The organism is Pseudomonas sp. TUM22785 (assembly GCF_028198105.1).
Classification (GTDB): Bacteria; Pseudomonadota; Gammaproteobacteria; order Pseudomonadales; family Pseudomonadaceae; genus Metapseudomonas; species Metapseudomonas solani.
The window spans coordinates 2,896,298-2,905,737 of the sequence record NZ_CP116239.1 but is presented as its reverse complement, the minus strand read 5'-3'; the positions used below and the strand labels follow the sequence as shown (position 1 = coordinate 2,905,737).

14 protein-coding genes are annotated in these 9,440 nt (G+C 61.4%); 3 read left to right on the top strand and 11 right to left on the bottom strand.

What is annotated here, in order from left to right:
* From PI990_RS13460 to PI990_RS13440, 5 genes are all read right to left on the bottom strand, one after another.
* Positions 1–177, bottom strand: a complete 177-nt coding sequence (locus PI990_RS13460) for a hypothetical protein (RefSeq protein ID WP_213629624.1) — start codon at positions 175–177, stop codon at positions 1–3.
* Entirely contained in the window at positions 174–1,847 is a 1,674-nt protein-coding gene (locus PI990_RS13455; RefSeq protein WP_271660928.1) for a terminase large subunit, read from the bottom strand. The genes PI990_RS13460 and PI990_RS13455 overlap by 4 nt, the downstream gene beginning before the upstream one ends.
* Positions 1,848–1,850: 3 nt before the next feature.
* Complete coding sequence (locus tag PI990_RS13450) at positions 1,851–2,294, bottom strand: terminase small subunit (RefSeq protein WP_271660927.1); 444 nt, start codon at positions 2,292–2,294, stop codon at positions 1,851–1,853.
* 86 nt (positions 2,295–2,380) lie between these two features.
* A complete protein-coding gene (locus PI990_RS13445; protein ID WP_271660926.1) occupies positions 2,381–2,716 on the bottom strand; it encodes an HNH endonuclease in 336 nt (111 codons plus the stop codon).
* 1 nt (position 2,717) lies between these two features.
* Positions 2,718–3,038, bottom strand: coding sequence for a phage holin, lambda family (locus PI990_RS13440; protein ID WP_184490333.1), 321 nt, complete (start codon positions 3,036–3,038; stop codon positions 2,718–2,720).
* 126 nt (positions 3,039–3,164) lie between these two features.
* On the opposite strand from PI990_RS13440, the gene PI990_RS13435 reads away from it, so the two are divergent.
* The 3 genes from PI990_RS13435 (at position 3,165) to PI990_RS13425 (ending at position 5,257) form a co-directional block, all read left to right on the top strand.
* Complete coding sequence (locus PI990_RS13435; protein WP_031286782.1) at positions 3,165–3,350, top strand: type II toxin-antitoxin system HicA family toxin; 186 nt, start codon at positions 3,165–3,167, stop codon at positions 3,348–3,350.
* Positions 3,351–3,400: 50 nt separating this feature from the next.
* Positions 3,401–3,844 carry a type II toxin-antitoxin system HicB family antitoxin gene (locus PI990_RS13430; protein WP_271660925.1) on the top strand — a complete coding sequence of 148 codons (444 nt, stop codon included), beginning with the start codon at positions 3,401–3,403 and terminating at the stop codon, positions 3,842–3,844.
* Between the two features lie 183 nt (positions 3,845–4,027).
* Positions 4,028–5,257, top strand: coding sequence for a hypothetical protein (locus PI990_RS13425; RefSeq protein WP_271660924.1), 1,230 nt, complete (start codon positions 4,028–4,030; stop codon positions 5,255–5,257).
* Positions 5,258–5,474: 217 nt separating this feature from the next.
* Here PI990_RS13425 and PI990_RS13420 read toward each other — a convergent pair whose 3' ends face one another.
* The 6 genes from PI990_RS13420 to PI990_RS13395 form a co-directional block, all read right to left on the bottom strand.
* Positions 5,475–5,804 (bottom strand): antiterminator Q family protein, encoded by a 330-nt coding sequence (locus tag PI990_RS13420; protein WP_271660923.1) that lies wholly within the window; start codon positions 5,802–5,804, stop codon positions 5,475–5,477.
* Positions 5,805–5,909: 105 nt separating this feature from the next.
* Entirely contained in the window at positions 5,910–7,166 is a 1,257-nt protein-coding gene (locus PI990_RS13415) for a tyrosine-type recombinase/integrase (protein ID WP_271660922.1), read from the bottom strand.
* A gap of 11 nt (positions 7,167–7,177) precedes the next feature.
* The gene (locus PI990_RS13410) at positions 7,178–7,426 is read right to left on the bottom strand and encodes a hypothetical protein (RefSeq protein WP_271660921.1); all 249 of its coding nucleotides are present in this window, start codon (positions 7,424–7,426) and stop codon (positions 7,178–7,180) included.
* Complete coding sequence (locus PI990_RS13405; RefSeq protein ID WP_271660920.1) at positions 7,419–7,994, bottom strand: hypothetical protein; 576 nt, start codon at positions 7,992–7,994, stop codon at positions 7,419–7,421. Before PI990_RS13405 ends, PI990_RS13410 begins: the two co-directional genes overlap by 8 nt.
* On the bottom strand, positions 7,987–8,868 hold the full coding sequence (locus tag PI990_RS13400; RefSeq protein WP_271660919.1) for a DnaT-like ssDNA-binding domain-containing protein: 882 nt from the start codon (positions 8,866–8,868) through the stop codon (positions 7,987–7,989). The genes PI990_RS13405 and PI990_RS13400 overlap by 8 nt, the downstream gene beginning before the upstream one ends.
* A gap of 140 nt (positions 8,869–9,008) precedes the next feature.
* A complete protein-coding gene (locus tag PI990_RS13395; protein WP_271660918.1) occupies positions 9,009–9,431 on the bottom strand; it encodes a phage regulatory CII family protein in 423 nt (140 codons plus the stop codon).
* Positions 9,432–9,440: the final 9 nt, after the last annotated feature.

Genomic DNA, 9,440 nt, shown 5'->3' with positions numbered 1-9,440 from the left:
TCAGCCTCGCTTGCGGAACTGTTGGATGGCGCCGGCGCGGTCGGCCAGCCAGGCCCAGGCGAGCAGGCCGAGCCCGGCGACGATCAGGGCGCTGGGCCTGTGCACCTGTTCGACGCCGGCCACCAGCAGGCCGAAGCCGGCCAGCCCGGTGAGCCAGGAGAGGATCTGCAATTTCATATTCCGACCCCTTGGTCGTAGATGGAGGTGCCGTGGCGTGCCTCCGGGTTCAGCGACATGAGCGTGACGGCGTTGAAGGTGGCCATCAGCGGGTCGATCTTGCCGGTGCCGCTGGCCTGCTTGGTGATGAGGATGGCGTTGCCGCGCGGCTCGACCCGCGCGTTGCCGCAGCACCAGGCCATCAGCGGTTGGCCGCCGTGGATCAGCGTTCCTTCCGCGAGCTTGCGCTCGGTGGTCTTGATGGCACCGCCCAGCCGCCAGCCCTGGGAGATGCCGATGACCTGTTCCTCGGGCACCTCGGCTTCGACCAGGGCGTCGAGCACGGCGCCGATGCCGGCGGGGTCGACGCCCACCTGGTCGAGGAGACCGGCGTGGTAGACCTGTGCGACCAGCCCGGCGACCTGACTGACGTCCTCGCCAATGTGCTCGACGATGGTGAGGTGGCCGTCGCGCTCGAAGTCGCGGAAACGCGGCGCCTCGCTCTTGCGCCGCTCCAGCACCGAGGGGTGCGCCCAGGCGTGGGTCCAGAGCAGCCATTTGCGGGTGTGCAGTTCGCGGCCCAGGGCGGCGAGGCCGAGCAGGTCATCCAGGCCGCCGCCATCGATGCCGAAGTCGATGACCTCGCAGCGCGCTATCAGGTCTTCCAGGGTCAGGCCGGTTTCGACGCCCTGCTCTTCCCAGTACTCGGCGCCGGCCCAGCGGTCGGAGCGCAGCGCGAGGCCGATCTCGACGTTGAGGTGCTTGGCGAAGAAACCACGCAGTGACTCTTCACCGCCCTCCTCGGCTTTGCGGAATTCGCGCTGGAGGAAGGCTTCATCCACCGATGCGCCGAGGTTGGGGTTGGTGATGTGGAAGCTCGCCGGGTTGCGGTGCTCGTTGGCCTTGAGCATGCGCTCGGGGAATTCGTAGATCACCGGCAACAGGTTGGGGTCGTCGATGCGACCGTCCCGCACGCCACGCGCGTATTGCAGCTTCTGCCGGAAGACGCCGGCGGGCGGCTCGTCCGATTGGGTGGAGAGGAAAATGACGAACCCTTCCGGGCGCGACGCCAAACCACCGCAGGCTTCGCGCAGCATGTTCTCGGCGTTGGCCTGCTTGCCGAAGAGCCAGAGCTCGTCGATCAGCACCCCCGTTGCCTTCTTGCCGCCCACTGTCTCGCTGTCGGCGGCGATGACCTTGAGCGTCGCACCGGTGACGCGGTGGGTGATGGTGCGAATGTGCTCCTGCACGTGGAGCAGGTCGGCCAGCTCGTCGTCGGCCTTGATCATGTCCCTGGCGGGGTGAAAGCTGTTGTTCGCCACCTCAATGGTCGGGGCGAGAATCAGGAACTCTGCCGAGTGCCGCCAGTTGACGATCAACGCGGTGAGCATGATCCCGGCTGCGGTGGTCGATTTGGAGTTCTTCTTGCTGATGAGCAGGAAGAACTCGTTGATCAGCCGCCGGCCGGTTTCCTCGTCGTAGGCACCGAATACGGCGCCGACGAAGTCCATCACCCAAGCTAGGCTGACCTCGCCCATGGTCGGGCTGCCGGCCATGTCGACGATGCGCAGCTCGCGGAACACATCGAGCGCCTGTTCGGCGACCTGCGGGAACAGCGGCGGGATCGGGACAAGGCTCTGACGGTTGACGATCCGCGCTTCCCAGTCCGGGCAAGCCGTCGTCCACTGCATTCATCACCTCTTGATCGGCACCACCTTGGGTGCGGCGCCCTGACCGAATCGGCCGGTGGCGGCACTCTTCGCGGCATCGGCTCGGCCTGCCTTCTTGCCGGCCTCCCCCTTGCGGACATGCATGTACGGCATCAGCGCCTTGGCCGCATCGAGGCGCAACTTGGTATCGACCTCGCCGTCGTTCATCACGTCGAGCAGATAGGCCTGGGGATCGTCCTCAACCGGAGCCGCAGGGGGTTTAACATCTGGCGCCTCGGTGTTAACACCAGCGTCCTTGGGTTTTGCACGGCGGGCGAGCTCGGCGAGCACGTCCGCGTCCTTCGCCAGCCGGGAGCCCGCAGGCCCCGCAGTTGCTGGGCTGTAGCCCGCTTCGATGGCCGCCTCCTTGTTGCTCGCGCCGTGCCCAAGAGCGTCGACGAAGCGCCGCTTCCTGGGTGTTAATGCCATTAACATTTCCTCCACGGCCGATAAAATCTGTGCGTGAGTCAGGGGGCGGTCTAGCAAGGCGAAAGGTCTGGAAATTTTTCACCCCCCTACCCCTCGCGGTTCGCCTCCTCGCGCTGCTTGTCACCCGAGTGGCATGGCGTGCAGAGCGACTGCCAGTTCTCGCGATCCCAGAACAGCTCCTGATCCCCGCGATGCGCCACGATGTGGTCAACCAGCGTGGCCGCAGTCAGCAGCCCCTTGCGCTTGCAGTACACGCACAGCGGGTTGGCCCGCAGGTACTGCTCGCGTGCCTGCTGCCAGGCGTAGTTGTAGCCGCGCTGTGAAGACGTCTTGCCCTGGCGCCATGAGCCTGGCTGCACGGTGGGCACGCGCCCGCCTCGCTGCATGGAGACCCGTGGGCGTAGCGTCCTGATTCTCGCCACGTCACTTCCTCGGCAGCTTGATATCGAAGAAGCGGCCCGCGATCTCGCGGATCTTCTCCACGCCCAGGAACCCCACCCAACCACCCACGAAGGTGGACATGGAGATGGGTATGTTCAGCCACTCCAGCGCGCTGCACAGCGTCAGCGTCAGGCCACCGCAGAGCGCGCCCTCCACCAGCATCTGCTGGCGGGTGCCGCCTCCGTACAGGATGCGCAGTACCGCCATCGCAAAGGCCAGTGCCGCCGCATAGAGCGGCAGCGATTGCTCGCGCAGCCAGTCGAGCAGCGCGCCCCAGGTATCAGGTCTATCAGGCATCTTCATGTCTCAGAACCTCCCGGAACGGAGGCTTCAACAGGCGTATGAGGGGAAACGGCCTACACAACATTAATGTTGCATTGCAACATATTTGTTGTATCGTTGAGCCATCCGAATGACAGAGACGAGGTGATGAAACACAGCGAATTCAGGCGATGGTTACGGGCCCAGGGGGTCACCTTCGAAGCGGCAAAAGGAAGCCACTTCAAGATCACAGCCCCCAACGGCAAGACGACGATCTTCGCGGATCACGGCTCCAAGGAAATGAAAGAGCCGACCCGCAAGGCAATCATCAAGCAACTGGGGCTCACCGAGTGAGCCCCACCACCGACACTGAAGGCTGAGTGATTCACCTCAAAGGAGCGCCCATGTTCGACTATCCAATCCGGCTTGAAGCCGATGACACTCCAGGGCTGGCAGTCTTCTGCCGCGATCTTCCAGAGCTGAACAGCTACGGCGATGACGTTGCGCATGCGCTGGCCGAAGCCGTGGACGCCATCGAGTCCACCCTCTCCCTCTACGTGGACCAGCGCCGCGCTATTCCTGCTGCGAGCCCTGCTCAGGCTGGCGAGCATGCGGTGCGGCTACCCGCCGTCACCGTCGCCAAGATCTACCTCTGGAACGCCATGATGGAGCAGGGTCTGCGCAAGGCAGACCTATGCCGCCTGCTAGGCGTCGCGCCCATGCAGGTCGACCGCTTGGTGGACTTCCTCCACACCTCGAAGATGGAGGCAGTCGAAGCGGCATTGGCGAAGCTTGGTAAGCGGCTAGCGGTAAGTGTTGAAGCTGGAGAGTGGCCGCAAAGCGCATGACCAGGCCAGAAACGAAAAAGCCCCGGCGCATTGGCTGGGGCTTTCTTGTGCGGGGTTAACCGCAAGATGCCTGGAATCTAAGGTTTATCCCCGGGCTTGTCAACATAACCAGGACTTGAAGCATAATCGACATAGCTCTCGCTAAATCTAGCCATACAGTTCGACACAAAGAATGGACTCATAATGAAAATATCATTGATAGAGAATGGCCTCGATTCTTTGGAAAAAGGTTACATCCATCTTAAAAAATATGAAGAAGCGAAAGAATCTGCGCAGTCAGACAGTGCACGATTTTACATCCTAAAAGACGCCACTCTTGCAATTCAACATGGCGCAGAAATACTTTTCAAATATCTCTTAAAGACCCACAATGAAACCCTACTCTACTCTGACCTAAGCAGACTTAAAGAGGCCTATCGCCAAAAACATGCTGGAGAGATTGACGAGTTATTTGAGGCAGATGGCGTGCACACGATTTCCTATCGTGAATGCATTGATAGAATCATTGACATGTGCAACATCCCCATTGACAAAAAACTAAAAGACAACTGCATTAAGGTTGAGAAATGGCGAAATGGGATCACTCATAGCGCAGTTATACTTAATGAGTTCGAAGTCTCTTCGGTTTTAACGAAATTCTTCGACCAACTAGATATTTTCTTCAGCAAGACAATTGGCGACGCCTATGTTGACAGCCCAGGAAAAGCAAACTTAGACAGAGCCTTCAGAAGGCTCCGCTCACAACAATCACCGAATGAAAACGAAGTCGAGCACAAAGCTATTGAAAGACTGATACATGCCCTCAAAATTAACAAGATCACGGAGGTCACTACCCCCGGCGTCTTAAGGGTTACCGACACCATGACCGCTGTGAGCATTCTGAGGTCTATGCAGGGCGATGAAATCTCATATGGCTTTGACATGTCTAACCTGCATTGCTCTGGCAAGTCATCACTTACCACCGTCACTTCTGAGGGCGCAATAGTAATATTTAGCGAAGACACTAAATGTGAGTACCATATCAACTTAAAAGAAATGATCATTTTCATCCCCCACATTGGAGCCAAGCTATCCCCGCTAATATTCATATACTCTAAAAAACTCCCCACACTCGGCCACGCCCCCATAATTACAGAATACAAATCAACCAAAACCCAACGTGGGCACAAGCTGGCAGACGGCTCATTCGTTTGGGATAAAGATGAGTACGAAAATCTAGACGAAGAGCACTACAGCGAGGGCGGGGTTGATGTCGAACGTTTTTTATCCAGCGTCTGTGCTTGCTTCATGAACATACAGAAACTGGAGCATGGAGCCGCCAAGCGTTTGATGTTTGGAAATCCTCCTTCATCAATTCTGTTCGATGCCCTCAAACAAGCCGCCTCACAGACTCGTTCAGCCCCTGATAAATGATACGGATGTAACAAGCAAAGCCATTACAAAGCAAAAAATGAGAAGAAGCACTGCGATAGATAAACTTAACAGGAGATCGTTTGTGCTTTGCTTCTCCCCCCTCCTAACCGCCCGCGCCTCCGCCCTCCGTCTATTCCGCGCCCGTGAAGCCATGCCCACTCCTCCGTGATTCAAAGCTCCACTCTAAGCACCCCGCGTCCAGCTCCTAGGACGGCCCTCAGGCCACCCGCCTCGCCTCCAGTGCCCCATCCACCCATGCCACGCCAGCCTTCCAGAGCTGCCGCGTCTTCTCCTCCCCGAACCCCATCCGCTTGCCTACGATCCTGAAGGTCGCGCCGCTCGTGTAATACCGAACGATCACCTCCGCGCACTCCTCGTAGCGCTGCCCCAGGCGGGCCACCAAGCGGTCGATCAGCAGTGCATCGTCGTCCGTGATCATCGCCGCAGCCTGGTAGCCACGGACGTTCAGCCCACGCACGCTGGCGCCCTGCCTCGCCCAGATGCCCCATTGCTCCAGCAGGCGCTCGGTGTCTTTCGTTGTTGCCATGGTCGGTCTCCAGTTGATTCCTGATGCCCTTCCATGCGGCCGTTGAGGCTCCTGTTCGTCACTGATGCGGTGCCGCAGCGGCCTGCGGCACCTGATTCGCCTCCTCTACCGTGAAGAATCCGGATTGGCGCTGTAAGGCGCGTGATTGCTGGGCTTTTGCGGCCCTGTCGAAACGGCGCGTCTTGCATCTGTCGCACCGTGGATGGCGTCGAAGCCACGTTCATCTAGCCAGGCATGCCAACGCTGCAGCGCGGCCAGCTTCAGGTCGTCCGCCGAGGTGTTGATGTAGGTTTCCGCCGAGAAGCCCATCGCGTGGTTCAGCAGCATTTCGCCGATCAGGTAGTCCACGCCCAGGTCGGCCCAGCCGGTGCGCGCGAGCTTGCGCAGGTCGTGGCTGGTCCACTCCCCGCCGCCCAGGGTGGAGAACACCTCACTCGCCTGCCGGGCACTGAAGGGCAAGCCGTCGTGGTCCACCACCAGAAAGCCATCGCCCTGCCCCCCTGTGCGTTCGAAGTAGCGCTCCAGCAAAGCCACCACCTGGTCCGTCAGTGGCAGCACATGCTCGGTACCGGTCTTCGTGTTCTCCGCCGGCAGCAACCAGAGCCGCTCCCGCAGGCTGACATGGCGCTTGCGCGCCAAGCGCGTCTCGCCGATGCGGCTGCCATGCGCAAGCATCATCAGCGCCAGCATCGCCTCACCCGGGGCACGCTCGAAGTGTTGCCCCAGCAGCTTGAGCAGTGACTCAACACCCATGCTGTGCAGCCGCGCCGGCCGGGGCTTGCTGCGGGCCTTCACGAATCGGCGGAAACGCATGCCCGCCAACGGGTTCGCCTCGATCATCTCCAGCTCCAGAGCCTGCTCCAGCGCCATTACCAACACCCGGAAGATATGCCGCAGGTGCCCCACCGAGTAGCGCTGCTGCAGCGGCCACATGAGCAATGCATCCACCTGCTCCACATCGACCTCAGCCAGCAACAGGTCGCCCAACCTGGGGATCAAGTGCAACGTCAGGATCGACAACACCGAATCCCGTCGCCTGGCCGAGATGTTCCGATTCGTCTTGATGCGGTCGTGGTACCAGGTCAGCAGCTCACCCAGCGTGTGCCAGTGCCCCTTGCCGATCACCGCATCCGGGTCGACGGCCAGGCGGGCACGTGTGGCGCGGATCGCCTCCAGCGCCGCACGGATACCCAGCTCCGGATAGCCACCCACCCGACGCCACTGCCGGCGGTGGATCAGAAACCAGCTTCCGGCCTCGCGGTTGCCCGTGAAGCGAAAGCGCACCCCGGGGTAGCGAGGGTCACGCAGCTCCACCGCCCGCCCCTCGCCCTGACGGCGCAGCTCCGCGTCGCTGAAGGTCACCACCTGCGTCCTCATGGCTCTACCTCCAGCGAAGCCTTGTGCGCCTCGATCAGGCGCGGCACATCATCGGCCTGCCCGGTGTAGGCGAACGGCAATCGCCCATCTGGCGCCGTCACCGTATAGCGTTTCTCCGGCAACCGGCACAGCGCCACCGTGTAACCGCAACGGGTCTCCCAGCAGCCCGGTATCGGGTTGCGGTGTTGGTCGCGCTTCGTGCGCCATTTCAGCACTTCGGCCAAGACGGCCTGTGTCTCACTCATCACGTACCTCCCGACAAATCCCCATCCGCCCCAGCAACAGCTCCCGCGCCTTCTCAGCATCAGTGGGAATACCTTGGGCATTGATCAGCTCGCGGGCCTGTTTGCGGGAATGTGCGAACTGCACCTGCATGGGTGACTTCACCTCGTGGCCAATCGCCTCGGGGATGTGATCGTCCAGTGGCTTTCCCATCACCGCCCTGGCGCGGACGATGGCGTAGTTACGGCTGAACCGAGCACGCAAGCCTTGATCGTTGAGCTCCGCGCGCTTCAGGTCGTAAGTGCCGGTAGCGTTCGCAGCGATCCTGACCGCCTCGTGCGCATAGACACCCCGCAGCGCCTGCTCCCAGGCCTCCTCCTCCGTGGGCAAACCGGGAACCTGCAGACACAGCGCTCGGAAGGTGTTGGCCGGCGGCGGCCAATCGAACTCCTCACCGCGGTCGATCAGGGCACCGAGGCCGACGGCCAGCTGCTCGCCCGTAAGGCCACCCAGCACCTTGCCCCAGACGCTGTCCGGCTTCGGAGTGGCGCCGTAGTTGGAGATCCACCGGTGCCCGTACATCTCAGTCATCCGTATCCAGAATTGATCCAGCAACCGCGTCGCAAGCGTCTCGTTCTGCGATGCCCTCGAAGACTCGGTCGATGGCTGAGACAAAGCCCTGCCCACCAGCGCGGCTGCGCGGGGGGAGTTGCGGATTGCCTTTTGCTTGAAGTGGTCCGGTACCTGTCGCTGCGGATTGGCCATGGCGGATGCTCCTGAGGTGAGCCTGGGCAAGGTCGTGCTCCCACTGCCCTTGGGACTGATGCTTGTCGGGTCGGTTGAACCAGTACGAACGGAATTCACGCAGCACGTCCGGGTCGAGCGGTGTGGCGCCCAGGCCGTTGCGCAATGTGGTGGCCTTCCAGCCAGCGGAGGACGGTTGCCACTCGTCATGCATGGCGAAGCGCTGGCGCGAATTGCATGCACCGGGCTCTTCGCGCGCGCAGAGAGCAGTAGGAGGAATACCGGACTCCGGAAGTAGGTTGCAGCTCGTCGGAGGTGTCGGTTCCTGCTCGGGTTGCAGCGCTATCGGCTCCAGCGCCAAAGCCCCGTATTCAGTGGGCCCGGAAGGGTTGCAGGCGGGTTGTTGCTGCGGTTGCAGCTCTGGTTGTAGCTCGGTTGTAGCTGTTCTGGGCGGACTATCCCTACGGGCATGCGGAAACTCGAAAACCAGGGGCCCCAGGGTCACCAGCAACCCCACCTTCTCCAGCCGGCGGACGGCCGACCGGTACACCTCGCGGGTGATCGGCCGTGGCTTCGCCCGGCCCGGTATGGGATCGACGTTGAACCCCTCTCGCAGCACGATCTCGTGGAGCTTTGTCTTGCGTCCGGCAATGCCGGTGGCGAAGTCCATTCGGCGCTTCAGCGCTATGTAGAGCTTGAGCAGCTCGGCAGGCTCGCCCATCAGCAAGCTCCACTCCGAGTCCGATATCAGCACAGCAGCCACGTCAGCCGAACTCCAGTTGGAGGGGGCGCCGGACCATCGTTCGCCACTTCAGGGCAACGGGCAGGTCATGCCTCGTGCACAGGCTTTGCTCGATCACCTCACGCTGCCCTCACCGACGCTTCCAGAACATCCAGAGCCAAACGAGCATCAACGATTGCTCGCCGCACCGTCTTCTTTTCCGACTCGGTCAGTACGTTGTCCTCCAGGGCGTCAGCGACCGACCGCGTGACATCCGCGATATTGGTGTGCATGCCCAGCACGGCAGCCGGCACCGCCTTCGTCTCGACCCCGTCTTTCGGGACGATTCGGTGGCCGAACGCCTCCGCCAGTGCAGCCAGAGGGCGTAGGTCGCCAGAGTGGAGCAGCAGCGCAAACAGGTGTTTCACGTTCGGCCAGTGCCCATCGTTATCGGGGTTGGCGCGTTGCAGCAGGCTGACATGGGGCATCGCCATAGCCGCCGCCAGCCTCTTCGGCTCGTTATCCAGAACCGTGTCGTGTATGGCCCGAAGGAAGTGTTCCACCGTAAAACC

What these genes read in the sequence shown, in the direction of transcription:
- PI990_RS13460 (WP_213629624.1), bottom strand. Translation starts at nt 177, where the DNA reads ATGAAATTGCAGATCCTCTCCTGGCTCACCGGGCTGGCCGGCTTCGGC.
- PI990_RS13455 (WP_271660928.1), bottom strand. Translation starts at nt 1,847, where the DNA reads ATGCAGTGGACGACGGCTTGCCCGGACTGGGAAGCGCGGATCGTCAAC.
- PI990_RS13450 (WP_271660927.1), bottom strand. Translation starts at nt 2,294, where the DNA reads ATGGCATTAACACCCAGGAAGCGGCGCTTCGTCGACGCTCTTGGGCAC.
- PI990_RS13440 (WP_184490333.1), bottom strand. Translation starts at nt 3,038, where the DNA reads ATGAAGATGCCTGATAGACCTGATACCTGGGGCGCGCTGCTCGACTGG.
- PI990_RS13435 (WP_031286782.1), top strand. Translation starts at nt 3,165, where the DNA reads ATGAAACACAGCGAATTCAGGCGATGGTTACGGGCCCAGGGGGTCACC.
- PI990_RS13430 (WP_271660925.1), top strand. Translation starts at nt 3,401, where the DNA reads ATGTTCGACTATCCAATCCGGCTTGAAGCCGATGACACTCCAGGGCTG.
- PI990_RS13425 (WP_271660924.1), top strand. Translation starts at nt 4,028, where the DNA reads ATGAAAATATCATTGATAGAGAATGGCCTCGATTCTTTGGAAAAAGGT.
- PI990_RS13420 (WP_271660923.1), bottom strand. Translation starts at nt 5,804, where the DNA reads ATGGCAACAACGAAAGACACCGAGCGCCTGCTGGAGCAATGGGGCATC.
- PI990_RS13410 (WP_271660921.1), bottom strand. Translation starts at nt 7,426, where the DNA reads ATGAGTGAGACACAGGCCGTCTTGGCCGAAGTGCTGAAATGGCGCACG.
- PI990_RS13405 (WP_271660920.1), bottom strand. Translation starts at nt 7,994, where the DNA reads ATGACTGAGATGTACGGGCACCGGTGGATCTCCAACTACGGCGCCACT.
- PI990_RS13400 (WP_271660919.1), bottom strand. Translation starts at nt 8,868, where the DNA reads ATGGGCGAGCCTGCCGAGCTGCTCAAGCTCTACATAGCGCTGAAGCGC.